The 24,069-nt window shown below is 73.2% G+C and carries 16 protein-coding genes; 7 read left to right on the top strand and 9 right to left on the bottom strand.

Features of this window, described 5'->3' with window-relative positions; all coding sequences use genetic code 11:
* Window positions 1-5 precede the first annotated feature (5 nt).
* On the top strand, window positions 6-809 hold the full coding sequence (locus ACZ4FV_RS37900; RefSeq protein ID WP_395870307.1) for an SAM-dependent methyltransferase: 804 nt from the start codon (window positions 6-8) through the stop codon (window positions 807-809).
* A gap of 90 nt (window positions 810-899) precedes the next feature.
* Here ACZ4FV_RS37900 and ACZ4FV_RS37895 read toward each other — a convergent pair whose 3' ends face one another.
* From ACZ4FV_RS37895 to ACZ4FV_RS37880, 4 genes are all read right to left on the bottom strand, one after another.
* Entirely contained in the window at window positions 900-2,228 is a 1,329-nt protein-coding gene (locus ACZ4FV_RS37895; protein ID WP_465325125.1) for a cytochrome P450 family protein, read from the bottom strand.
* Window positions 2,229-2,618: 390 nt separating this feature from the next.
* Window positions 2,619-5,705: a poly(A) polymerase gene (locus tag ACZ4FV_RS37890; protein ID WP_465325123.1), complete on the bottom strand. Its 3,087-nt coding sequence runs from the start codon at window positions 5,703-5,705 to the stop codon at window positions 2,619-2,621.
* Window positions 5,705-7,486 (bottom strand): RNA ligase family protein, encoded by a 1,782-nt coding sequence (locus ACZ4FV_RS37885; RefSeq protein WP_402237489.1) that lies wholly within the window; start codon window positions 7,484-7,486, stop codon window positions 5,705-5,707. The genes ACZ4FV_RS37890 and ACZ4FV_RS37885 overlap by 1 nt, the downstream gene beginning before the upstream one ends.
* Window positions 7,487-7,819: 333 nt before the next feature.
* Window positions 7,820-8,764, bottom strand: a complete 945-nt coding sequence (locus tag ACZ4FV_RS37880) for a D-alanyl-D-alanine carboxypeptidase family protein (protein ID WP_395870300.1) — start codon at window positions 8,762-8,764, stop codon at window positions 7,820-7,822.
* Window positions 8,765-8,886: 122 nt separating this feature from the next.
* Here ACZ4FV_RS37880 and ACZ4FV_RS37875 point away from each other — a divergent pair, with 122 nt between their 5' ends.
* The 4 genes from ACZ4FV_RS37875 to ACZ4FV_RS37860 all read left to right on the top strand — a co-directional run bounded on the left by ACZ4FV_RS37875 (window position 8,887) and on the right by ACZ4FV_RS37860 (window position 14,008).
* Complete coding sequence (locus tag ACZ4FV_RS37875) at window positions 8,887-9,567, top strand: response regulator (protein ID WP_395870298.1); 681 nt, start codon at window positions 8,887-8,889, stop codon at window positions 9,565-9,567.
* Window positions 9,564-11,036 carry an ATP-binding protein gene (locus ACZ4FV_RS37870; protein WP_395870296.1) on the top strand — a complete coding sequence of 491 codons (1,473 nt, stop codon included), beginning with the start codon at window positions 9,564-9,566 and terminating at the stop codon, window positions 11,034-11,036. The genes ACZ4FV_RS37875 and ACZ4FV_RS37870 overlap by 4 nt, the downstream gene beginning before the upstream one ends.
* On the top strand, window positions 11,036-11,545 hold the full coding sequence (locus tag ACZ4FV_RS37865) for a GerMN domain-containing protein (RefSeq protein ID WP_395870294.1): 510 nt from the start codon (window positions 11,036-11,038) through the stop codon (window positions 11,543-11,545). The genes ACZ4FV_RS37870 and ACZ4FV_RS37865 overlap by 1 nt, the downstream gene beginning before the upstream one ends.
* A 306-nt stretch (window positions 11,546-11,851) precedes the next feature.
* Entirely contained in the window at window positions 11,852-14,008 is a 2,157-nt protein-coding gene (locus ACZ4FV_RS37860; protein WP_465325120.1) for an acyl-CoA dehydrogenase family protein, read from the top strand.
* Here the strand turns inward: ACZ4FV_RS37860 and ACZ4FV_RS37855 are convergent.
* Both ACZ4FV_RS37855 and ACZ4FV_RS37850 read right to left on the bottom strand, forming a co-directional pair.
* The gene (locus ACZ4FV_RS37855) at window positions 13,991-16,729 is read right to left on the bottom strand and encodes a helix-turn-helix transcriptional regulator (RefSeq protein WP_465325118.1); all 2,739 of its coding nucleotides are present in this window, start codon (window positions 16,727-16,729) and stop codon (window positions 13,991-13,993) included. The two genes, ACZ4FV_RS37860 and ACZ4FV_RS37855, sit on opposite strands and share 18 nt — an antisense overlap.
* Before the next feature lie 159 nt (window positions 16,730-16,888).
* Complete coding sequence (locus ACZ4FV_RS37850; protein WP_395870288.1) at window positions 16,889-17,329, bottom strand: VOC family protein; 441 nt, start codon at window positions 17,327-17,329, stop codon at window positions 16,889-16,891.
* Window positions 17,330-17,756: 427 nt separating this feature from the next.
* Here ACZ4FV_RS37850 and ACZ4FV_RS37845 point away from each other — a divergent pair, with 427 nt between their 5' ends.
* Window positions 17,757-18,296: a polysaccharide deacetylase family protein gene (locus ACZ4FV_RS37845; protein WP_465325115.1), complete on the top strand. Its 540-nt coding sequence runs from the start codon at window positions 17,757-17,759 to the stop codon at window positions 18,294-18,296.
* A gap of 133 nt (window positions 18,297-18,429) precedes the next feature.
* Here the strand turns inward: ACZ4FV_RS37845 and ACZ4FV_RS37840 are convergent, their stop codons facing one another.
* Window positions 18,430-19,149: a response regulator gene (locus tag ACZ4FV_RS37840; protein ID WP_395870284.1), complete on the bottom strand. Its 720-nt coding sequence runs from the start codon at window positions 19,147-19,149 to the stop codon at window positions 18,430-18,432.
* A complete protein-coding gene (locus ACZ4FV_RS37835; protein WP_402237478.1) occupies window positions 19,146-20,774 on the bottom strand; it encodes a sensor histidine kinase in 1,629 nt (542 codons plus the stop codon). Before ACZ4FV_RS37835 ends, ACZ4FV_RS37840 begins: the two co-directional genes overlap by 4 nt.
* A gap of 257 nt (window positions 20,775-21,031) precedes the next feature.
* On the opposite strand from ACZ4FV_RS37835, the gene dctA reads away from it, so the two are divergent.
* Window positions 21,032-22,489: a C4-dicarboxylate transporter DctA gene (dctA, locus tag ACZ4FV_RS37830; RefSeq protein WP_465325113.1), complete on the top strand. Its 1,458-nt coding sequence runs from the start codon at window positions 21,032-21,034 to the stop codon at window positions 22,487-22,489.
* A gap of 64 nt (window positions 22,490-22,553) precedes the next feature.
* Here dctA and ACZ4FV_RS37825 read toward each other — a convergent pair whose 3' ends face one another.
* A complete protein-coding gene (locus ACZ4FV_RS37825) occupies window positions 22,554-23,930 on the bottom strand; it encodes a tannase/feruloyl esterase family alpha/beta hydrolase (protein ID WP_465325111.1) in 1,377 nt (458 codons plus the stop codon).
* Between the last annotated feature and the right edge of the window lie 139 nt (window positions 23,931-24,069).

Here is a 24,069-nt window from a genome sequence, read left to right as displayed (position 1 = left end):
TGCTCGTGAGTGCCCTGAATGATCTTGTGCGTCCGGACCGCTATCCGCGCTCCTCCCGCTATGACCCCGCCTGGCTGCTCGACCTCGACATGGGGCCGAACCCGTTGTGGTTGCTGGAGGACCTCGCCCGGGACCTCGACCTGCGCCCCGGGATGCGGGTTCTCGACCTCGGCTCCGGCAAGGGTGCCACGTCGGTGTTCCTGGCTCGCGAGTACGGCGTGCAAGTCGTCGCTGCCGACTTGTGGATCGCCCCCGAGGACGCGGCGGCCGTTTTCGCGGACGCGGGTGTCGGCGACCGGGTGGAGGCCGTTCGCGCCGAGGCGCACGCCTTGCCGTTCGAGCAGGAGAGCTTCGACGCCGTCGTGAGCGTCGACGCGTTCGAGTATTTCGGCACGGCGGACAACTATCTGCCCTATCTGGTCGGGTTTCTCCGTCCGGGCGGACAACTGGGCATGGCGACTCCCGCGATGACCCGGGAAGTCCGGGAGATCGGGGCGATCCCGCCGCACATCAAGCAGGTGGTCGGCTGGGAAGCGATCGCCTGGCACACGGCGCAGTGGTGGCGCTTCCACTGGGAGATCACCGAACTGGTCGAGGTCACGTCCGCGCGGTTGCAGCAGGACGCCTGGCGGGACTGGCTGTTGTGGGCTCGGGCAGGGGCCGAGCATCAGCCGGACGGACCAAGCGCGAACCGGGCCGTCATCGACATGCTCACCACGGACGGTGGGGAGTTCCTCTCCTTCGCGTTGGTCACCGCACGCAGGAACCGCGCGGGATCGAGTCGCCCCGATGGGGTGGCCCCGGGCTGATGTCGGTGGTTCGGTACGCGACCTCGGAGGGCGAGGGCGGCGAGGCCCGGGAGGACACGTTCGGGAGATGGACAGGTGACCCGCGCCGGTTCACCTCTCCCCGAAGCCGGGGACAGCGGGTACGGCGGGCGGGCGCCGACCCGGGGTTTCGGGTCGGGCACCGGCCGGGGTCTCGGGTCGGGCGTGGGCCGGTGGTGTGGGGACGATGTCCAGCCGGCTCGGGCCGTTGACCATCAACGACGGGATGGGCGTCGGCGGTTGTTCGGGGTGCGCGAGCGCGAGGTCGGGGAAACGGTCGAACAGGGTGGTCACCGCTATCCGGGTCTCCAACCTGGCCAGGTGCGCGCCGAGGCAGAAGTGCGGGCCGTACCCGAAGGCCAGGTGGCTCTTGTCGGCGCGGGTGGCGTCGAACGCCTCGGGGGCCTCCGGGTGTCGCGCGGGATCGCGGCCGGCGGCGGCGAAGGCGATGATGATCGGATCGCCCCGACCGATGACGACACCCTCCCCGAGGTCGATGTCCTCGATCGCGTAGCGCAACGGGAGATGCATGACCGGGCCTTCGACCCGCAGCGTCTCCTCGATGACGTCCGCCCAGTCGATGGCGTTCGCGCGGAGTCGGTCGAACTGATCCGGGTGGGCGAGCAGTTCGGCCAGGACGTTGGTGATCAGGTTCACCGAGGTCTCGTAGCCGGCGCCGAGCATCAGGAAGAGCGAGTCGAGGAATTCCTGTTCCGAGGGCGTCGTCCCGACGCTCGCGGCCGCGGTGAGCAGGTCACTGGTCAGGTCGGCGCCCGGGTTCGCCCGCTTGTGCTCCAGCAACTCGACCAGCCGGCACTGGAGTTCGATCCGCCGAGCGATCGCCTCCGCGGCGTCGATCGTGGTGTCCATTACCGCGTCGATGGCCCGGCCCAACCCCGGCCGCAGTGCCTCGGGCACGCCGAGCAGGTCGCAGATGACGGTCATCGTCAGCGGCAACGACAACATCTGCCGTACGTCGACGCTCTCGCCGGGCGGCACCGCCGCCAGCACATCGACCAGGCGATCCGCCGTGGCCTGGATCCGCGGGCGCAGCCGCTCCACCCGGCGCGGGGCGAACGAGGGCGCGACCCGTGCGCGCAATCGGCGATGCTCCTCGCCATACGTGTTCACGAAACCCTGTTGGAGCGCGACCGGTGCCATCGGCCAGCCGTCGGGCAGTTCGGCCAGACCGGGCCAGTGCCGACGGAAGTCGCGGGAGACCCGGGGGTCGGTGGTCAGCGCCTGGATCACCTTGTGCCGGGTGATCGACCAGGCCCGCACCCCGCCCGGGAGTTCGACCAGGACGGCCGGACCCCGGGCGCGTAGCGCGGCGGCCTCGGCGTGTGCGTCGCGGGCGGTGGGATCGAGTACGGGACATCGGTGCTGGGGTTCTGCCGACATGCGAGGCTCTCCTCGAGGGAACGTGCAGAGTGGCCACCGCGCCTGCGAGGCGCACGGCGCGGCCGTGTTCGCGCGTCACACCCGACCCCGGCGGGGCCGCATGCCCCTTCTTCTACGCCTGGTTCCGCGTCCTGACAACACCGTCGGCGGGGGCGACCGGCGCTTTGCCTCGATCGGCGACCAGGCCGGCCTGATCGCGCGCCCATCCGCGAGGCTCGTGCGCGCGGTGCGCAAGCCGCGCCGGTTCCCTGGCGCGGGCGCGCGCCCCGTGGCCGGGCGACGTACACCGATCGCCGGGCATTGCCGGGTGGGGTCCGACGCACGGTCCGGGGATCGGCGGCGTTCTGCCGTGGCCTTGGACTCACGGTCGTCCAAGGCGCGGTCGGGTGATCAGCGCAGAGTCGGTACGGAGCCGCCGTCGGCCCAGGTCGTTTCGACGCCGGGCAGGCTCCTGCGCCATCGCTCGGTGAGCTCGGCGAGGTCGGTGGCGCTCGGCGGGTCGGCACCCAGGCCGATCGCGTAGCGGGTGCGCGAGTCGGACACGAACGGGCGGGGCCACGCGTGCGCGTCCTGGACACCAGCCTCCTGCAAGGTGGTGAGCAGGCCGCGGATGCGACCGCGCAACCGTCCGGTGGTGGCCGCGCACTCCTCGGCGGAGGCGGGCAGTACGGTCAGCACCGCCCATGCGGCGTGCCGGCGGTGCAGGGGCGGCGGCTCGATCAGGGCGGCCCACGGGTCGCGATCGTCCCGTTCGGAAGCCTCGCCCGGCGTGAGCAACTCCCACGCGCGGTACAGCTCGTCGACCAGCAGATCGCGCCCGCCGGGGCCGACCTGCTCGGTACACGAGCGCACCGGGTGGGTCGGCGTCAGAATCGACACCGGCCCGCCGGTGACCGTGCCCGCGCGGGCGGTGTCGTCGTCCAGGGCCACCGGTACGCGCCAGTCCCACGCGGCCCAGCCGGCGAAGAAGTACGCCGGCAGGTCCTCGTCGGCCACGTGCGCGGCCTCGCGCGTGGTCCGGGCCGCGAGTACCGACCAAGCCAGGCCCGGGAGTCCGCCGAACGGGGCCGCGTCCAGGCCGCGCGCTCGCGCCCACGCCTTGATCCGTCGGGCCAGGTCGGCGAAGCGCTCGTGGTCCGCGCCGACCGTGCCCCGGATCGCGTCCGCGTCGGTGACCGCGCTCAGGGTCACCGCGGCCGGCTCGCCCAGTTCGGCGCGCCGGGCCACCGCGTCGGCGGGGGCGATCCGCCCGGTGCCGATCAGGGCCAGATCGACGGGCGAGTCGTCGACGCGCAACCGAAGGCCCGGTACCCGCGCGCCGAGCACCGGCCGGATGCCGCCGGCCTCGGGCAGCGCTGCCGCGATCCGCGCCGCGATGTCGGCGGGGTCGACGGTGCCGGGCAGGGCTGCCACCAGATCGAGGTCGGCGTCGGGCGACGCGCAGCCCATCCGACGCGAGCCGACCACCGACACGACGCCCTCGCCCAACGCCGCGGAAACACGCCTGGCGATCCGCCGGGTTCGGGCATCGCCGTCCGGGTCGTCGGCGCGGGGCGCCCGAGTGTCCCCCGGGCGGTCGGAGCGGGGCCGGAGGTGGGCATCGCCTTCGGGATCGGCGGCGCGGTGCTCCCGGGTGTCGTTGCCCGGGTCGGTGGCGAGGGGTGCCCGTGCCGTTCCTTCCCGTTCGGCGCCGACCGGCTCCCGTACCCGATCCGAGGGTTTGCGTGCCCGACCCCCGGCGACGGAACCTTCGCGGCTCCCGGTCGCGTCGGTACCTGCTACCGGATCCGGATCGGGCAGCTCGCGCAGTTCGCCCGTGCCCAGCGTGAGGACGGCTCGCGGGCGCATCGGTTCGTCGCCTCGGCGGGAGAGCAGGACCAGTTCCCCGACACGAGCCGTCATCGGCTCCAGTTCGCGTGCGCACGCGGCGGCGACGCGCTGTGCATCGGTGCCGCGGCCCAGGGTCAGGTGCGGGGTGTAGCCGCTCGTCCGGCCGAGGCAGCGGGGGAAGTGGGCCGCGAAGGCCTCCCGCATCCGGGCCCACGGGAGTTCGTCGGCGGCTGCCGGGTCGAGCCAGACGGTGGCGTCCTCGCGATGGCCGAAGGTGTGTACGCCGTCGAGTTCGGCGGTGAACGGTGTCACTCGCGCGGCGGCCGCGGCCAGCAGCGGCGCGGCCCGGTCGAAGTCGGCTTCCGGCACGAAGCCGAACAGCACGTTGACGTGCGGCGGCCAGCGGTCCACCTGGGGATCGTGCGCGCGGCGGGCCCGTTGCAGCGCGGGCCACAGACGCCCGGGCGGCAGCCAGGCCAGCGCGGTGCGCGCGGTAGGCGCGACGTCCAGGACATCGCCGGCGGGCGGATTCGCGGCGGGGAGCAGATCCGCCTGCACCCCGAAGTGGTCGGACGCGTACAGGCCGTCGGGCCCGGGCGTGTCCCCGCGCAGTACCGCCGTACCCGCCCGCCAGGAGCCGGTGCGCGACAGGATCCGGTCCAGCCGGGCGGCGCGGCCGGTGAGCGAGCCGATCGCCGCGAGCGGGTTGACACCCGGGTCGAACGTCGGCGTGTGGTCGTCGGCGCCGTGTACGTCCGTCCATACGTCCGTCAACCCCAGCGCGGCGGCCGGCCCCGTGGTGCCGTCGTTGAAGTCGCCGACCACCACCAGGTCGCCCGGGATGCCCGCGAACCCGGCGGCGAGCGCGGCCAATTCGATCCGGCGGCGCCCGGCGCCGTCCTGCGTGTGGTCACTGGTGAGGTGCGTGACGGCGAGCACGAGCGGCTCGGCCGGCCCGGCCACGGTGATCGCGGCCACCGCCTTGTACGGCCCCAACGCGTGCCGACCGGCCTCGCGCACCGGCAGCCGGCTCAGCAACAACAGCCCGGTGGCCGGTACATCGCGGCCGGCGGGATCGGTGTCCATCGTGTACGCGGCGCGCACCCACGGTTGGGCCGCCAACAGCAGGGCCAGTTCGGGCTCGACCTCCTGGAGCGCGATCACGTCGGCGTCGGCGGCGGCGAGCGCGGCGAGCAACATCGGCCGCCGGCGTGCGGTGTCGATACGATCGGCGTCGTAGCGATCCCACAGCGTGTTCCAGGTCAGCACGCGGATCCGCGCGGTGTCCGGGAGGCCGATCGGGTCCGCGCCGCTTGCGGTCGCGGGTCGCCAGCGGCCCGTCGACGGGTCGAAGGTGTGCGGTTCGCGCGCGGTGAAGAACGGCGCCCGCAGTCGGCGCGGATCCCGGGCCCGACCGGCGACACAGTGCTCGATCCGGTCCACGCGCGCGGCCCGATCCCACACCACCTCGCCGTCCGCCTCGATCCGCAGCACCCGATGCCACGGGATCTCGCCACCCGGGACGAACGCGGGCAACGGGATGCGCTTGGGGTCCGCGCCGCGTCGGCTGACCTCGAGGACGAAGCGGGCGGGATCGAACCGGGGATCCCAGCGCACTCGGTGGTAGATCTCCTCGCTCGTGCGCATCACGCGTCCTCCGCGTCCAGCGAGCCGGCGACGTCGTCGAGGCCGCCGCCCGCGCCGATGTACCAGGTACGGTGCGCCTGTCCGGGATACGGCGGCGCGAAGCGCCGTGCCTGCGCGGCGAGTACGGCGGGTGGGACCGCGTGTTCGCGCGTGGCGTTGCGCCGGGCCAACTCGTCCTCGCCGACCAGCAGTACGGCGTGCGTGATCAGCGCGTCGCGGCGGTGTGCGATGGCCTGTACCGGCATGCGCTGGCTGCCGGTGAGCGAGGTGGCATCCCACACCACCGTCCCGCCGGCGGCCAGCGCCGCGTCGAGCCGGTCCAACCCCCGGCCCAGCACCTCGCCGTTGGCGCTCTGGTCGGTCCGGGAGCCGCGCGCCGCACGCAGTTCGTCCAGGCTGATCAGCGTGTCGACGCCGGGAAGTTCGCGGGCGAAGGTGCTCTTGCCGCTGCCCGAGCGGCCGATCGTCTGGATCAACCGGGGAAAGTCGCCGCTCCACCACCGGCGGGTGGCCTCGGGCGGCATCGACCACCCCTTGGCGTGGCCCGCGCGCAACTCCGCCCAGCAGCGGTCGGCCACTTCCGAGTCCAGGCCCGCGAACGCGTCCGCGGCCCGGGCGCGCAGAGCCGCGAGCGGGGCCTCCTCCAGCAGGCCCGCGTCCGCCGCGAACAGCGCCGACCACTCCACCTGTTCGCGCTCCGCGTCGGCCTGCGCACCGGTGCGCCCGGTCAGCGTCGCGGCGGCCACCGCGTGCAGCACGCCCACATCCGCGGCGACCGCCAACCGGGCCAGGCCGCGTGGGCGTTCGTCATCCGGGAAGGGCCGGCGCAGGTGTGCCTGCAACCCGACCAGGTCCGCGACACGGCGCGCGGTGGGCAACCCGAGCGCCGGGACGAGTCGGGGCGTCAGCGTCGCCCGCCGTTCGGCATGCAGCGCGGCGGCCAGCACCCCGGCCAGCCGCGCGTCGCCGGTGCGACCCAGTACGTCCAGCCGCGCGCACGCGTCCGCGACCGTCTCGACAACGGCAACCGTCTCGGCACGGGAAATCGCGTCGGCTCCGGCGACCGTCTCGCCTTCGGCGGCCGGTGAATCCGTCGGGTTCAGCAACGCGAGCAGGGCCGGCAGGTCCGGCTTCGCGCCCGAACGCACGGCCCACAGTGCCGCGTTCGGCCCGAGACCGTTCGGCACCACCTCGGCGTGCATCCAGTGCGTATCGGTCTGCACGTGTCCGCGCCGCACCCATTTGGCCACCCGTCGGCCGAAATCCGCGCGCTCGAAGCCCTCGACCGACCGGACCACGAAGCCCTCCCGGCGTGCGGGATCGAGCCGGATCGCGCGCAACTCCCGCTCGTCGAACACCCCGCGCCACAACACCGGCGGCGTCGGCACGCCCAGCCGACGCAGGAAACGCGCACTCTCGTCCCAGTCCAGGCAACGATCACCGGCCCACACCGAGAAACCGTAGAACCAACTCGCCAGCGCGTCATAGCCGATCGAGTGCCGGGCGTACATGTTCTCGCCGCAGATCCGCCACCCGGGCGGGATCCGTGCGCCGATCCGGCCCTGGAGCGCCTTGACCCAGGTCCGCGAGGGGTGGTGCGCGGAGTCCAACGACCGCGCGTGCAGGCCGTCCGGATACAGCGTGGTGTTCTCACCGTCGAGCTTCTCGGTGACCACGACCTCCAGGCCGCGCAGTCCCGACAGGTCGCCGGCGCGCACGTCGTCGGCGCCGGCACCCGGCGACCACGGCACATGCGGGGTGCGGGGATAGTGCGTACGCATGTCCCCTCCCCGATCACCGGCCCGGTCCCGCTGCGACCGAGCATTGCGCGCGGATCCTCGGTCACTGTAGGAGCGGGCCGCGCGGCGGGCCATCGAATTTCGGCCGCCGGCGACCCGGTCGGCCACCCCTGCGGCCACCCGGCGTCGCGCGGCGGACCGAGCGGGAGACGGGAATTCCGGGAGGCGGGACGTGCGGGACGTGCGGGACGTGCGGGAGGTCGGGCCGGGCGGGGCGGGACGAGCGGGAGCCCGCGACCCGAGGAACGCGAGGGACGCCGGGACGCGCGGGCGGCAGCCCGGTGCCACCCGCGCCGCCGACCCCGCCCGCATCCGTCACGGTGCCCCGATCGAACGGATCAGCGTCTCGCTCGCGTTGATCGCGGCGGCCGCCGTGCTGCCCTTGCGCTGGGCCATGACCGCGCAGACCACCAGGTGCGGCTTGCCGTCGACGTGGCGTTCGGCGGCGAAGACCAGGTTGGCGCCGGCGGGGGTGGTGAAACCGGTCTTGCCCGCCAGCACGCCCTCGCGGCCGAGCAGGGTGTTGCTGTTGGGCTTGGTGATCCGCGCCGAGTCGGTGTAGTCGCGGACGCCGGCGACCGCGGCGAAGGCCGGGTCGCGCATCGCCACCGTGAACAGTCGGACCTGGTCGGCGGCGGTGCTCACGGTGGCCCGGTCGAATCCGGAGGGATCGGTGTAGGTGGTGTCGCGCATGCCCAATTCGCGGGCGGTGCGGTTCATCCGGGCCACGAACGCCGCCTCGTTCCCGTCCACCCAGCGGGCGATCTCGTGCGCGATGTTGCTCGCCGATATCGTCATCAGTGCCTCCAGGGCCCGGCGCTGGGTGAACGCCTCGCCCGGGGTCACCGGGGTCAGGCTCTCGAAGCGGCGCAGGCGCTCGGCATAGCGATGGGCCTCCTCCGCCGAGACGGTGAACGTCGGCCCCGCCGCGCCGGGCACGAGCGGCTTGGCCTTGAGGAACACGTACGCGGTCATCACCTTGGCCAGGCTCGCGGTCGGCGTCGGCTTGGCCGCGCCGGACACGATCGGGTCCCGGGCGCCCTCGACCGACACGGCCGCCTGGCCGTCCTTGGGCCATGCGGGGCTGATCGGCTGCGGGAGGTCGAGCCGGCCCGAGAGGGTGGCCGCGGGAGCCGGGTCGGTCCGGCCCGCCTCGCCGGCACACCCCGCCACGAGGGCCAACAGCGCGGCGACGACGGCGAGCACGATCGGCCTAGCCGAGCGGGGACGGCGCACGGGGAGCGAAAAGTGGTTCGTCATGGCTTTGACCATGGCGAGCGGGGATGACCGGAGTCGGCCGAGAACAAGACCGTTCTGTCACAACCGGCCCGATCGCTTCCTCGACGGCTGTTCGCACGGTCGGCCTGATCGATACTGAACCAATGGTTCGTGTGCTCCTGATCGAAGACGACCCCGCCGTGGCCGAGGGCCTGGCCATCGGCCTGCGCCGGCAGGGCCACACGACCGAGGTGCGGCACACCGGCGAGGACGGCCTCGCGGGAGTCGCCGGATTCGCTCCCGACCTGGTGGTGCTCGACCTGATGTTGCCCGGTATCGACGGCTTCGAGGTGTGCCGTCGGATCCGCAGGGCCGGCACCCTGCCGGTGATCATGCTCACCGCGCGCAACGAGGACATGGACGTCGTGGTCGGCCTGGAGGCCGGCGCCGACGACTACGTGGTCAAACCGGTCCAGGCCCGGGTCCTGGAGGCACGGATCCGCGCGGTCCTGCGCCGTACCGAATCCGCCGTCCCGGCCGGGCGGCGCGAGGTCTACGGGGACCTGACCCTGGATCGCACCGCCCTGACCGTGCTCAAGGCCGGGCAGCCGGTCGCCCTCGCCCCCTCCGAACTGCGGCTGCTGCTCGCCCTGTCGGCGTCCCCCGGCCAGGTCTTCAGCCGTGGGCAGTTGTTGGAGTCGGTGTGGGAACACCCCTACCTCGGCGACAGTCGGCTGGTCGACGCGTGCGTCAAGCGGCTGCGGATCAAGATCGAGGAGCCGGACCGGCCGGCCCGCTACATCCAGACCGTACGCGGGTTCGGCTATCGCTTCGGGCCGCTGTGACCGGGCCGCTGGCCTGGCTGCGCGGTCTACGGGTACGACTGGCCGCGGCCTGCCTGCTCGTCGCCGCGTTCGCCGCGCTCGCGACGGCCGCGCTGACCTATCGGGAAGCCCGTACCGCGATGTTGCAACGCACCCAGGACTCGGTGGTGCGCTCGGTGCGCGACCGGGTCGAGGCGGTCGCACCGTCCGTGCCCTTCCCCCCGGACCAGGCGGCGATCGACCGGATCGTCGCGCTGGTGGACACCCGGGGCAACACCGACCACTGGACCGTCCTGGTGAGGTTCGGGGACTTGTGGGCGGCCAGCGACTCCATGACGACTCCCGACGCGATCCCGCGGGAGTTGCGCAGGATCGTCACCGACCACGTCTCGACCGCGTTCCAGCGTGTGGACGACCACGGCATGCTCGCGCTCGCCGTCGGCGTACCGATCACCTTCGCCAACCGCGACGGCCGGGTCGCCTCCGGAGTGCAGGTCTACGTATTCACCTCGATGGTCGTCCAGGTCCAGGAGGAGGCGGCCCTTGTCCGGGCGGCGCGCAACGGCGCGATCCCCGCGGTCCTGCTCGCGCTGGTCCCGGCCCTGATCGTGGCCGGCGGCGTACTGCGGCCGGTCCGCGCCCTCCAGCGGGCCACCCGGCGCCTGGCGCAGGGTCGCCTGGACACCCGGTTGGAAGTCAAGGGCGGTGACGAACTCGCCGAACTGGCGAGCGACTTCAACCACACTGCGGCGGCTCTGGAGGAACACGAGGCGCGGCTGCGGACGATGGAGGCCAGAGCACGCGGCTTCGCGGCCGACGTCTCGCACGAACTGCGCACTCCGCTGGCCGCGATGGCCGCCGTGATCGACGTGCTCGACGAGGACGCCGCCGCCGAGAAGCTGGATCCGGACACCGCCGCCGCGCTGCGCCTGGTCTCCACCGAGACCGGCAAGCTCACCCGGCTGGTGGACGACCTGATGGAGATCTCCCGCTTCGACGCCGGCGCCGCCGCGCTGAACGTGGACGAACTCGACGTGGCGGAGGCGGTACGCCGCTGCCTGGCCGCGCGGGCGTGGTCGGACGCGGTGGTCACCGACCTGCCGGACGGGATCCGGGCCGAGGTCGACCCCCGGCGCTTCGACGTGGTGGTGGCCAATCTGGTGGGCAACGCGCTGCGGCACGGCGCGCCGCCGGTCGAGGTGAGCCTGAGCAGCGAGCGGCGGGCGGACGGCCCGTGGGTCGTGCTGCGGGTCGCCGACCGCGGCCCCGGTCTCGCCGCCGACATCCTGGACCGGGTCTTCGAGCGATTCTTCAAGGCCGACTCGGCCCGCGCGCGCTCGGCCGGCAGCGGCCTGGGCATGGCGATCACGCTGGAGAACGTGCGACTGCACGACGGACGGATCCGGGCGGCGAACCGACCCGACGGTGGAGCGTTGTTCACCGTGGAACTGCCCCGGTACGCCCGGGCCCGAACCGAAGTGGATACGTGATGGCCGCCCGATACCCACTGCTCGCGGCGCTGCTCCTCGCGGTCGGCGTCGGCTGCGGCATTCCCACCACCGGCGTGGTGGAGGCGGGGGAGCCCGCCACAGGCATGATCGCGCCCGCCGACGCGGAGCATCCCGGCAGTGTGTACATCTACCTGGTCGCCGATCACCGGCTGCGCCCCACGCTGCGCACCTCGCTCGCCGGTGCCGGTCCGCAGGCCGCGCTGGACCTGCTGCTGGCGGGGCCCACGGCGCAGGAGGTCGGGAACGGGGTGACAACGACCATCCCGGCGAACGCCGGACCCGCGCGGGTGACGGTGCAGAGCGGCACGATCCGGATCGACCTGGCCGGTTCCGACTCGCTCGCCGACAGTGCGCTGGACCAACTCGTGTGTACCGCGGCGGCGGCCGCAAGCCGCGGCATGTCGGGAGGAGCCGAGACGCCGGTGTCGGTGACCACGACGGTTCGGCGCCTGGAGAACCGGGTCTGCCCGAGTCCGGTGGGGACCTGACCCGATCGCGACGGCCCCGGGCCGGATCAGGGTGCGGCGAGATTCCGACAACGGGCGAATGTCGCCGGGCACAGGCCGTCTTCGGTGTGCCGACCGCCGACCCCAGCCCGATAGGGGTAACAGTCAGGGGTTCCCCAACTACGTTGCGTGTTCATAGGCTGATCACGCCAACCGGTTGACCGCCGCGTCGACGTGCCCAGCGTCGACGCGGCGATTCCCGGTCGGATCAGAGGCGTTCGCGTGGGCCGCCGGAGGGGATCCGGGCTCGAACGCGCGCCCGGGACACACCGCCGAAGGGAGCGCGCCATGGACGTGTCGTACGGGGACGAGGTCGCGGAATTCGCCGGGAACGCGGCGACCCTGGTCGCCCGGCACTGGGGTCGGGCCGGCGCCGCGCCCACCGGGGAACTGGACCGGCTGTGGGATGTGGACGCCGTGCACGGCTGGTTCGACCTCGGCGGCACCGACGCGCTCGCCGCCGCGGTCGCCGTGACACGCGAACTGGGCCGGGCCGCTTGCCCATTGCCGGTGCTGGACGCGTTCGTCGCGACCCGGCTGTTTGCCGCCAACATCGGCCTGGCCGGCGCCATCGGGGACGGAGGCATCCGGGTGGCGACCGCGCTTCCGGGCGGCGGCCCGGACGAGGCCGAGGTCGGCGCGGACTGCCTGATCGAGGCCGGCGACGCGGCGACGCACGTCATGCGCCTGCCGTTCGGCGGCGGCCCGGTGGGGCTGTATCGGATCATGGCGGCGGAACCGGTCGAGGGACTGGCGATGCCCAGGTGGTCCCGGGCCCGCCTCGGTCCGGCGCTCGCGTACAGCGCGATCTCGGCGGACCGGACCGACCGGGTCGTGGCCCTGCTGCGGTTGGGCCTGGCCGTACGCGCGTTCGGCGCCGCCGAGCGGGCCGCGACGTCCGCACTGGCCCACGCACGCGCGCGCACCCGATTCGACGCGCGGGTGGGTGCGTTCGGCGCGGTCCGCGAGCGGGCCGTGAACGGCCGGATCGAACTCGACGCGGGCGACCTGCTGATCGCGGACGCGGTGCGCCGGTACGCCGAGGGCGGCACCGACTGGGTGATCGCCGTCGAACTGGCCGTCGCACACGTGCGCCGGATCGCCCCGCGCCTGCGCGCGGACGTGCACCACCCGCCGCTCTCGGCCGATTGTTGCGACGAACACGAGGCACCGTGGCTGTTCCGGCGGGTACATGCCGACCTGGCCTGCCTGGGCGGATTCGGCTCGCCCGGCGGCGAGGTCGCCGATCGCCTGCTCGACGACGACCCGCACACCGGGGCGGAACTTCCGGAACCGCGACTCGGCCCGGACGGGGACGCCCTGCGCAAGGCGTTGAGCAAGGTGGTCGTCGGTCGGCAGACCTGCCCACCGACCGTCGGCGACCCGGGGGACGACCCCGACGCGGTGGCCGAGTTGGCCGAACACGGTTGGTTCGCACTGGGCTGGTCCGCGGCGCACGGCGGCAGCGGCGGCACCCCCGCCGAGCGGTTCGCGCTGCGCCAGGAGGTCTGCCGGCATCGCCTGCCGGTCGTCGACGCGCTGGCCACCGCGACCTTGTTCGGTGGGCCGATAGCCCGGCACGGTACGCCGGAACAGCGCGAGCGGCTGCTGCCCGCGATCCGCCGGGGCGCGCTGCGGATCGCGCCGGCCTACCGGGCCGTGCGCGAGGAGTTCGACCCGGCCGCGGTGCGGGTCGACGCGGTGCGCGACGACGCCGGCGACTGGACGCTGACCGGCGACCGACTGTGGACCGCCGACGCGCATCGGGCCCGGTACCTGTGGCTGGCGGCGCGTACGCAACCGGGCGCCGCGGCGTTGCGGGCCGCCGTCACGGTCTTCCTGGTGCCGCTGGACGCGCCGGGTGTACGGGTGCGGGCATATCGGACCGCGGCGGGGGAGGCGGGCAGCGACGTCCTGCTCGACCGGGTCCGGGTCCCGGACACCGCCAGGATCGGTGCCGTGCACGGTGGTTGGGAGGTGATCACCGACACTTTCGCCGCCGCCTCGGCCGTGGCCGGCGACGTCGCGGCCACGCTGCATCGCGGACTGGTCGACCTGCTCGCGCTGCTGCGCGCGGGACCGGGAGCGGCCTCGGCGGCGGGAGCGCGCGGGTCCGCGGCCCGGGCGGCGGTGACCGAACTGGCCGTGCGGATCCAGGCGGTACGCCTGTTGGCGGCGGCAGCGGTGTGCACGCCGGGCGCCGACGACGGCGCGGCGCGCCTGCACGCGCTGACGGCGGGCGCGCTGGGCGGTGAACTGGCGGCGGACTTCGGCGCGATGGTGCTCGAACTGCTCGGTCCGGCCGCCGCGCTGGGCACGGGCACGACGGCCGAGGGGGTGTTCGGACACGGACTGCGCGAGGCGCCGACCGAGAGCCTCGGCGGCGGCGGCGACCTGCGTCGCGGCCTGCTCGCCCGGGCGATGGGGCTACCGGTGCGCGTCTGAGCCGGCGAGATCCGAGCCGGTTCGGTCGGTGGTGGTGGCGATGTGCGGGCACGGCCCGGGTCGATACCGATCCGGGTTCGACCGCAGCAGGCCGGGCAGTTGCCGGCGGTTCTTGATGTCGAGTTTGCGATAGACCCGGGTCAGGTGTTGCTCGACGGTGCTGACCGTGATGAACAACTCCTCGGCGATGCCCCGGTTGCTGTACCCGGACGCGGCCAGCGCGGCGACGCGCTTCTCCGACTCGCTCAGGTCCGCCGCGGCGGCGCCGGCGTTGCCGGCGATCAGGTCGGCGTAGGCGTGCGAGACGTTGCGCGAGCGCGGGCGCGCGCCGCACTCCCGGGTCAGGTGCCAGACCCGGGACTGGAGCGTGGCCGCCCGGGCCGGCTCGGCCCGTGCCCGGTACGACTCGGCGAGCGCCTCCAGGGTGCGGGCCAGTTCCAACGGGTCCTCGGAGCGGCGCAGCGCCTCGACCGCCTGGGCGAGCAGCGCCGGGCGCTCGGCGACGTCGACGGTCATCGCGCGCAGTCGCAGCGTGGTGCCGCGTACCCGGCCGCCACCGGGACCGCACAGGCGTAGTTGCTCCGCCACCAACTGCCGGGCACGGTCGGTCTCGTCGAGGCGCAGCAGGGCCTCGGCGGCATCGGTGCGCCAGGGCACCAGGAACGGTTGGTCCACGTCCCAGGCGTGGGCCAACCACGCCACCTGGAGGAAGTCGGCGAGAGCGGCCCGGACCCGGTCGGTGGCCAGCAGGAAGCGGCCCCGGGCGCGCAGGTAGGCGAGCCCGGGCAAGCCGGCGAACAGGGCCTTGCCGACCGGCTGGTTCACGTGGCGCGCGGCGGCCTCGTAGTCGCCCATCGCGGTGTACACGCAGATCAGGCTCGCCAACGGGCCGCCGAGGAACAGGCTTCCGGCGCGCTCGGGCAGCGCGTCCATCGCATCGAGGGCGTAGGTCTCGGCATCCGGCAACCGGCCCTGACGCAGCGCCGCCTCCGCGCATACCGACCCGAACACGGCCTGCCAGCCCGGGGCTTTTCGGCGGAGCGACTCGGTCAGCAGGGACCGGCCGTGGGCCTCCGCGACGCCCGCGCGATCGTGTTCGATCAACAGGCGCAGCGCCGCGACGAGGGAGGAGAGGGTGACGTCGGTCAACCCGGACACGCGCAACCGCCGCTCGGCCGCCTCGAGACGGTCGGCGTGATCGCGCGGCGGCGCGGCGGGACGCGCGGGGGAAACCCATGGCAGCGGCAGATCGGAGTCGATGTGGTCGACCCATTCCGCGCCGGGGTCGGTGCGTTCCCTGAGCCGGTCGAGGACCTGTCGGGCCGCGTCGAGTCGGCCGTGTGCGAGCAACTGGTGTGCCAGCGGCGTCATGCTCGACACCGGCAGGTCGCCGACCGCCAGCGCGGTCAACGGTTCGCCCAGGCAGCGCTGTTCGGCCGCACCGGGGCTGAGTCGCCAGGTGACCTCGGCGAGCCGCACGTGCGTCTCTGCGCGCAGGGCGGGGTCGCGGCACTGCTCGGCGGCCAGTTCCAGGCACGCGACCGCTCGGCGGGCCCGGTCCCGGCCCAGGGCCTCCTCGGCGGCCTCGCGCAGCACGCGCACCGCCCACGCGTCGTCGTCGGGCACCTCACGGGCGGCGAGCAGATGGGTCGCGATCCGGGCCGCCGCCGCGCCCTCGTGCCGCAGTACGCTCGCCGCGCGGCGGTGCAGCGCGCCGTGTTCGGCCGGATCCAGGCTGTTCGACAGCGCGTTCGCGGCCGCGGGGCGTAAGCGGCCCTCGGTCAGCAGCCCGGCGCCGGCCAACGCGCCCACTGCCTGAGCGGTGGCCTCCGGGGTGGTGCCGGCGAGCCGGCCCAGTACCTCCGCCGACGCGTCGGAGTCCAGCACTGCCGCGGCCTTGGCCACCCGCCACATCCCGGTGCCGCCGCGACGCAGGCAGGTCAGCACGGCTCGGCCGTACGGGCCGCCGGGCGCCGGCACGGGAGTTGCCCCGGATCCGCCCGAGGACCGGGACTCGGCCAGCAGTGCGCGCAGCAACAGGGGGTTGCCGCCGGTGAGTTCGTGGAACTCTGCGGCCCTTCCCGGGCCCGGGGGATCGAACCCCTCGGCCAGCAGGCCGGCCACACCGGTCGGGCTCAACGGGCCGAGCCGGATTCGGCCCAGGGCGGGCAACCGCAGGAACTCGGTGTCCGACTGCGGGTCCGGCAGGGCGAAGTCGAGCGAGCGGGCGAGCAGCACGAGCACGCGTGTCCGGCCGGAGTGCCGGGCCAGATGCAACAGGCATTGCACGGAGGCGACATCGGCGTGGTGCACGTCGTCGACGCACACCAGCACCGGTCGGCGCGACGCGACCTCGTGTACTGCGGTGGTCAATCGCCGGGCCGCACGCGGGGTTTCCCCGTCGTCGACCAGCCGCTCGAGGGCGAGGGCAAGGCGCGGGGGTACGGCCGGACCGTCCCGGAACTGGCCGAGGAGCGCCAGGGGTCGAGCGTCGCCGCCTGCCGGCGCGGTGGCGGACAGCACGGTCGCACCCGCGTTCGCGGCCTGTTCGGCGGCCCAGGCGAGCGTCTCGCTCTTGCCGCATCCGACCGCTCCCTCGACCAGGACGATGCCGCCCTGCGCCGCGGCGCACTCCTTCAACGCGGTTTGTAACCTGCCCAGTTCCGGCCCTCGTTCGATGAACTCCATGGCCTCTGCGAGCCCCCATATGTCGGCATGCACACGTTCTCCCACCGGTGCATGAAACCCCGGCCGCGCCGGCCTCGTCAACCATCGGTAACCGGCCACTGACCGGTAGTGACAGTCGAACGGGTTGCTTGCGGCCCCGACCGCCGCGTCGGTGTCGGGGCGGGGCCGCGTCGGGGCCGGGTGGGGTGTCGGTCAGGTTGTCGCCGGGCCGGCGGCGACGCAGAATTCGTTGCCCTCGGGATCGGCCATCACGATGTGGTGGTCGGTGTCCTCGTACAGGACGCTGCCGCCCGCCGCCACCAACCGCGCGGACTCGATCCGGATCCGTTCCCAGCGCTCCTGCGGGGAACCGTGTCCGGGTACCCGGATGTCGAGGTGCAGGCGGTTCTTCGCGGTCTTGGGTTCGGGGACTTTGAGGATCGACAACCGTGGTCCCACACCGTCCGGGTCGCACAACCACGCGGCGTCGTCCACCGACTCGTCCTCCGGCAGATCGAACTGCGCGAACCATTCCTCGCGGGTCTCGAACGGCGCCGGCGGCGGTTCGTCGATGTAGCCCAGAGCGGTCTTCCAGAAGGCCGCCAGGAGCGGTGCGTTCGTGCAATCCAGGGTCAGATCGATGTGTGCTGCCATGCCCGGACCCTAACCCGCCGCGCGGACACCGTCGCCCCGCCACGCGGTCGTTCGGGCCGGGGCGATGATCTTCCAGGGTGTTCTTCATACGACGGCCGGCGTCGTGCGGATGCGGAGGACGGCACGATGGACGTGGGCCGACGTGCGGTGTTGGCGGCTGCCTTGGGCGGGTTGTTGGTGGGGTGTTCGGAGTCGGGCAAGTCCGCGTCGCCGACGACGACGGCACCGCCGGTCCCGGCGGCGGCTCGACCCGTGCTCGCGGATCCGGACCCGAGCCGCACCGCCGGCCCGCCACCCGTCGGTTCCACCCGGGCGGAGATCATCGCCCGGTACGGCCGGCATCCGCCCGCCGGGTGGGGCCTGGAGGTGCCGGGATCGTTGTCCCGGTTGCCGGGCACCGCGAAGGTGGCCGCGCTCACCTCGACGCGTGCGGCGGCAAAGGGGGGGCAGCGAGTACGACAAGGCGCTGGTCGACTTCCTGCGGGAACGCTCGATACCGGCGACCCTGTTCGTAAACTCCCGATGGGTCGACGAAAACCTCTGCACGCTCGGGCAGTTGGCCGCCGATCCGCTCATCGAGATCGCCAACCACGGCACCCGCCACCTGCCGTTGTCGGTGTCCGGGCGCTCCGCCTACGGGATTCCCGGCACCAAGGACGCGGGCGAGGTCTACGACGAGATCTGCGGCAATCGCGCCAAGCCCACCGAACTGCTGGGCCGGCCCACGCGGTTCTTCCGCTCCGGGACGGCCTACTGCGACGATGTCGCGGCGCGCATCGTCACCGACGTCGGCGAACGCTTCGCGGGCTTCCAGGTCAACGCGGACGGCGGCGCCACCTTCACCCCGGAACAGGTGCGCAAGGCGATGCGGGGCGTACGCCCGGGCTCGGTCGTGATCGGCCACATGAACCCCCCGCGCGGCGGCACCGCCGCCGGGATCCGCCTGGCCATACCCGAACTCCTGTAGCAGGGCTACACGTTCGTCCGCCTCTCGGACGCCGCCAAGTCCTGACCGACGGGTGACCGCACTACCCGCGAGCGGCGCCGTTCGACAGCTGTCGACCGCGTCGACCGCGTCGGCCGGGGAATTCTCGGCGGGTCTAGCCCGGTGTCGGTGGTTCGGAGGTTGTCGGTTGTGGGGTGTGCCAGCGGTAGACGTACTCGGGGCGCCCGGCGCCGCCGTAGCGCGGTTCGCGGGAGACCAGGCGGCGGGCGGAGAGGTGGTCCAGATAACGGCGCGCGGTCGGGCGGGAGATGCCGAGGGCGTCGGCGATGTCGGCGGCAGAGGTCACCGCGCCGGTGCCCAGGTGCGCGACGATCGCCTCGAACGTCGCGGCGGCCAGGCCCTTGGGCAGCGGCGGCGCGTCGAAGGTCCGGCGCAGCGCGGCGAACGCCTGATCGACCTCCTGCTGTCCGGTGGCGGTCGGCGCGGCGCTCGGCTCGCCGATCCGGCGGCGGTATTCCGCGTAGCCGTCCAGGCGTTCGCGGAACGCGGCGAACGAGAACGGCTTGAGCAGGTATTGCACCACGCCCAGTGACACCGCCGAGCGCACCAGCCGCAGGTCCCGGGCCGAGGTGACGGCGATGACATCGGCGTCGTGACCCTGGGCGCGCATGCTCCGGCACAGGTCCAGGCCGTGCAGGTCCGGGAGGTAGAGGTCGAGCAGGATCAGGTCGACCGGCCGGGTGGACAGCAGGCGCAGTGCCTCGGCGCCGCTGCCGGTGACGCCGACCACGGTGAAACCCGGGACGCGGCCGGTGAAGACCGCGTGCGCCTCGGCCAGGACCGGGTCGTCCTCGACGATCAGGGTGCGGATCACGCTTCCTCCCCCGGGCGTTGGGCGGGCAGTGCGGGCAGCCGGACGGTGAACACCGCGCCGCCGGTGTCGCCGCGGTCGACGTCCACGGTGCCGTCGTGCCGGGCCACCGTGGCACGGACCAGGGCCAGGCCCAGGCCGCGGCCCTGGGATCCGTAGCCCTCCTTGGTGCTCCAACCACGCTCGAACACGCGCGCGGTGAGCGGTTCGTCGATCCCGGGACCGCTGTCCGCGACGCGCAACAGCAGGGCGCCCGCCGCGTCCGGATCCGTGCCGATGGTGACCTGTACGGTGCGCGGCGGCGGCGCGGACACCGCGGCGTCGATCGCGTTGTCGACCAGGTTGCCCAACACGGTGACCAGGTCCCGCGGTTCGAATCGGGCGGCGAGCGCGTCCAGGGGGTCCGCCTCGTCCGCGCCGGCCGGACCGCCGGTCACGGTCAACTGCACGCCGCGTTCGGCGGCCTGCGCGTGCTTGCCGAACAGCAGTGCGGCCAGGGCGGGTTCGTGCACGGCGGCGGTGAGTTCGTCGGCCAGGTCCTGGGCGGCGGCCAGTTCGCCGGTGGCGAACCGGATCGCCTCCTCGCCGCGGCCGAGTTCGACCAGCGCAACGATGGTGTGCAGCCGGTTGCCCGCCTCGTGCGCGGACGCGCGCAGTGCCTCGGCGAAGCCCTTGACCTGGTCGAGTTCGCCGACCAGCGCCCGCAGTTCGGTGTGGTCGCGGAAGGTGGCCACCATCCGACCGTCCCGGCCGGTGGGGCTGATGTTGACGGCGAGCGCGCGGGTGCCGCACAGGTGGATCTCGTCGGTGACGGTGCGGCCGGCGGCGAGTGTTTCGGCCAGCGTGTCGTCCAGGCCCAGGGTCTGCACGGGCCGCCCCTCGGGTGCGGTGGGCAGCGCGAGCAGCCGCACGGCCTCGTCGTTGGCCAGCACCAGTCGGCCGTCGGCGTCCACCACGATCAGGCCCTCGCGCACGGCGTGCAGAACCGCGTCGTGGTGTTCGTACACGCGCCGCAGCTCGACCGGTCCCAGGCCCAGGGTCTGCCGGCGCAGCCGGTGGTGCACCGCCACGCTCGCCGCGCAGGCCACGACCAGCGCGCCGGCGGCGACCGTGAGCACCAGTGGGACGTCCTCGCCGACCAGCGCGTCGACGCGGCGATTGGTGACGCCGACCGAGACGAGCGCGACGGGGCGACCGTCGGCGCCGGCGACCGGGACGACGGCGCGTACGGAGGGGCCCAGCGAGCCGGTGTAGGTCTCCGTCGAGGTCCGCCCGTGGGCCGCGGCGTCGATGTGGCCGAGGAAGGTCTGCCCGATCCTGGCCGGGTCGGGGTGGGTGTAGCGGATGCCGGCGACGCTCATCACCACCACGAAGTCGACGCCGTTCTCCTTGCGGATCTCCTCGGCCATCGGCTGGAGCCGGACGGTCGGGTCGCCGGCGGTCGCGGCCTCGGCGAGGCCGGGCGCACGGGCGAGCGTGCGCGCCACGTCGAGCGCGCGCTCCCGGGCGGTTTCCGCGCCGGACCGGCGCACGGCGTGCACCGCGACACCGGAGCCGGCCGCGACGAGCAGCAGGACGAGGGCGAGCTGCCACAGCAGCACCTGCCGAGCGATGCTCTGGTTGGCCATGCGCGAATTATCACCGGACGCCCGGGCCGTGCCGCAAGAGAGCCACTGGCGGCATTTCACCCGGTTTCCGGCGATTCGGCGGGAATCCAATCGTGCGCGTAATGCGCGTAATCGACGACGGACACCGGTGCCACGCCAATCTACGTCGCGTAACGCGCTGTTTCGCCGATGTTTCCGCCGCCCGCCCGACCGGGCCAGGCCCCGGTGTCGCAGCGTTCCCGTCCGCTCGACCCGACATCCTCCCCGGGAGGCCCCTCATGTCCCAGGTCACCACCACCGACCAGGCCGCCGGCGCGTCCGGCCCACCGCCCGACGAGGCGCCGGCGCGCCGCCCCTGGTACACGCTGCTGTACGTATGGGTCCTGGTCGGCATCGTCGCCGGTGTCGTGGTCGGCGCCGCCTGGCCGCACACCGGTGAGCAGCTTCGCCCGCTGGGCGACACGTTCGTCAACGCGATCAAGATGATCATCACGCCGATCATCTTCGTCACCGTGGTGACCGGCATCGCGGGCGTGGACAGCCTGCGCGGCGCGGGCCGGATCGGCTGGAAGTCGCTGGTCTACTTCGAGGCGCTGACCACCATCGCGCTGATCCTGGGCCTGGTGGTGATGAACGTGCTGCGTCCCGGCGACGGGGTGCACGCCGACGTCGGCTCGATGAAGGTCTCCGAGGCCGCCCAGGGCTACATCGACAAGGGTGAGGCGCAGTCCTGGTGGCACTTCCTCACCGACCTGGTGCCCAGCAGTGTGGTCGGCGCCTTCGCCGACGGCGACGTGCTCAAGGTGTTGTTCTTCGCGGTCCTGTTCGGCATCGCGATCAAGCTGGTCGGGCGCCCGGCGCAGGGCATCGCGATCGGCGTGGAGCGCACCGGCCGGGTGCTGTTCGCGGTGCTGCGGATCGTGATGTACGCGGCGCCGATCGGCGCGTTCGGCGCGATGGCGTTCACCGTCGGCAAGTACGGGCTCGACACGCTGACCAGCCTGGGCAAGCTGGTGGCGATCTTCTACGGGACGAGCCTGTTCTTCGTCCTGGTGGTACTCGGCCTGGTGATGGCGGCCATCCGGCTGAACATCCTGCACCTGCTGCGGTACATGAAGGACGAACTGCTGATCGTGCTGGGCACCTCTTCCAGCGAGACCGTGTTGCCCCGGGTGATCACCAAGATGGAGAACCTGGGCGTGCCCCGGCAGGTGGCCGGTCTGACCGTGCCCAGCGGGTACTCGTTCAACCTCGACGGGACCTGCATCTACCTGACGCTGGCCGCGCTCTACGTCGCGCAGGCCACCGACACCCCGCTGTCCATGGGGCAACAACTGAGCCTGGTGGCGGTGCTGTTGCTGACCTCCAAGGGTGCGGCCGGGGTGACCGGATCGGGCTTCATCGTGCTGGCCGCGACGTTGTCCACGGTGGGACACGTGCCGGTGGCCGGGATCATGCTGGTGTTCGGCATCGACAAGTTCATGAGCGAGTGCCGGGCGCTGACCAACGTGTGCGGGAACAGCGTGGCCTCGCTTGTGGTGGCCTCGTGGGAGGGCGTGCTGGACCGGGACCGGGCGCGCAAGGTGCTGGCGGGCGAACCGGTCGAGCCGCTCGCCTCCCGTGACCTGGTCGACGCGATCACCGCGACCGCGCCGGTCGAGGAGCCGGCGGTCGCCGCCGGTGGAGTCTCGATCGACAAGCGGGCTCCCGGGGCGCCGGTGGCGACGGCGCACTGAGCGCGGCACCGCCACCCGCGACCGCGCCGAAGGCGGGTCGCGGGTGGCGGCGTGCCGGCTGGGGTCACAACCCGCAGTCGTTGATTCGGTCTGCCTGCTCCGGCGCCGCCGGGACGGTGCGGCTCGCCGGTGGCGGGGTGCCGTTCCGGGTCCATGCGGCCAGCGTGTCGAAGGCCGTGGCGAAGCACGGGGACATCGACTGCACCACCGTCGGCATGGCCCGGTACAGGCCGTCCGCGTGGGTGCCGTTGGTGACCCGGTAGTAGCGGTGCATCCCGCCGCGCCCGGCGTCGTCGACCATCCGCGCGTACACGTCACCACTCCTGGTGATCGGCAACAACGCGTCGAGCGTGCCCTGGAGACTGATCAGCGGACGCTTGATCCGTCCGGTCAGCGACACCTTCTCGATCGCCTCGTGCACGGCGGCCGGGCGATCGGCGTACACGTAGTCGGTGTCGCACCCCTTGATCGTGTTCGGCGGGCAGAACGGCGTGCCGGCCTCCTTCGGGCCGTCGTAGCCGGGATCGACCTCCTCGCGCATGGTGCGCTGGAGCGAGTCCCACAGGTTCCGGTAGTGGAATTCCCAGATCTTCTCGGAGCCGACCGGGTAGCCGGCCGCGTGCATCTCCTCCAGGCCGCCCGGCACGTTGTCGCGGAACTTCGGGTAGGCGCGCAGCGCGGCCGGTGCGGTGTCCAGGATGTTCGGCGAGTCGGGCGTGAACAACACGCCGTGCAATTCGACGCCGCCGGTGAACAGGCCCGGGTTGTTCTCCAACTGCCAGCGCACCAGATAGCCGCCCGCGGACGCGCCCGCCATGTAGGTCGTCGCGGGCCGCCGACCGTAGTGCCGCGCGGCGACCCGCTTGGCGGCCACGGTCAACTGCGCCACCCGCCGGTGCCACTCCGCGATCGCGTCGCCGGGGCGTCGGCCGTCCCGGTAGATCAGCTCGCCGGTGTTGCCCTTGTCGGTGGCCGCGTAGGCGAAGCCCTGCGCGAGCACGTGGTCGGAGATCAGCCGATCGTTGGCGTACTGCTCGCGCAGGCCGGGCGGGCCGGCGACGACCAGGCCGCCGTTCCACTTCTTCGGCAGCCGGATCACGAACTGGCTGTCGTGGTTCCAACCGTGGTTGGTGTTGGTGGTGGAGGTGTCCGGGAAGTAGCCGTCGAGCTGGACGCCCTCGACGCCCGACGGGTTGACCGTGCCGGGCGCCTCCAGGCCGGCCCAGTCGTTCGGGTCGGTGTGTCCGGAGGCGACGGTGCCGGCCGTGGTCAGATCGGCCAGGCATGCGCCGATCACACGCTCCGCGCCGGGTACGCGCACCCTGCACGGCGACGCGGCGATCGAATCGGACTCGGGCACCGCGCTCGCCGCCGTCGAGCCCAGCGTCGCGGCCATCAGCAGCGCGGCGGCGACGGCGAGTGGGCGGGTGGTCTTCAGCAAGGAACTGCCCTTCGTGGAGGGAGGGGGTGGGGAGCCGGAGTCGGCAATGCGAGATTAGGAAGGGCCGGGCACCGGGCCACAGATGCCGAGTGGCCACGACGCGCACAACCCCGGCAGGGGGTACGCGGGGGCCGGCCGA

The organism is Embleya sp. NPDC025285, assembly GCF_055558835.1.
This window is presented reverse-complemented; position numbering and strand designations above follow the sequence as displayed.

Bases quoted from the DNA above. Each gene is read 5' to 3' on its own strand.
- ACZ4FV_RS37895 (WP_465325125.1), bottom strand. From the start codon at position 2,228: ATGTCGGCAGAACCCCAGCACCGATGTCCCGTACTCGATCCCACCGCC.
- ACZ4FV_RS37890 (WP_465325123.1), bottom strand. From the start codon at position 5,705: ATGCGCACGAGCGAGGAGATCTACCACCGAGTGCGCTGGGATCCCCGG.
- ACZ4FV_RS37885 (WP_402237489.1), bottom strand. From the start codon at position 7,486: ATGCGTACGCACTATCCCCGCACCCCGCATGTGCCGTGGTCGCCGGGT.
- ACZ4FV_RS37880 (WP_395870300.1), bottom strand. From the start codon at position 8,764: ATGACGAACCACTTTTCGCTCCCCGTGCGCCGTCCCCGCTCGGCTAGG.
- ACZ4FV_RS37875 (WP_395870298.1), top strand. From the start codon at position 8,887: ATGGTTCGTGTGCTCCTGATCGAAGACGACCCCGCCGTGGCCGAGGGC.
- ACZ4FV_RS37865 (WP_395870294.1), top strand. From the start codon at position 11,036: ATGGCCGCCCGATACCCACTGCTCGCGGCGCTGCTCCTCGCGGTCGGC.
- ACZ4FV_RS37860 (WP_465325120.1), top strand. From the start codon at position 11,852: ATGGACGTGTCGTACGGGGACGAGGTCGCGGAATTCGCCGGGAACGCG.
- ACZ4FV_RS37850 (WP_395870288.1), bottom strand. From the start codon at position 17,329: ATGGCAGCACACATCGATCTGACCCTGGATTGCACGAACGCACCGCTC.
- ACZ4FV_RS37835 (WP_402237478.1), bottom strand. From the start codon at position 20,774: ATGGCCAACCAGAGCATCGCTCGGCAGGTGCTGCTGTGGCAGCTCGCC.
- dctA (WP_465325113.1), top strand. From the start codon at position 21,032: ATGTCCCAGGTCACCACCACCGACCAGGCCGCCGGCGCGTCCGGCCCA.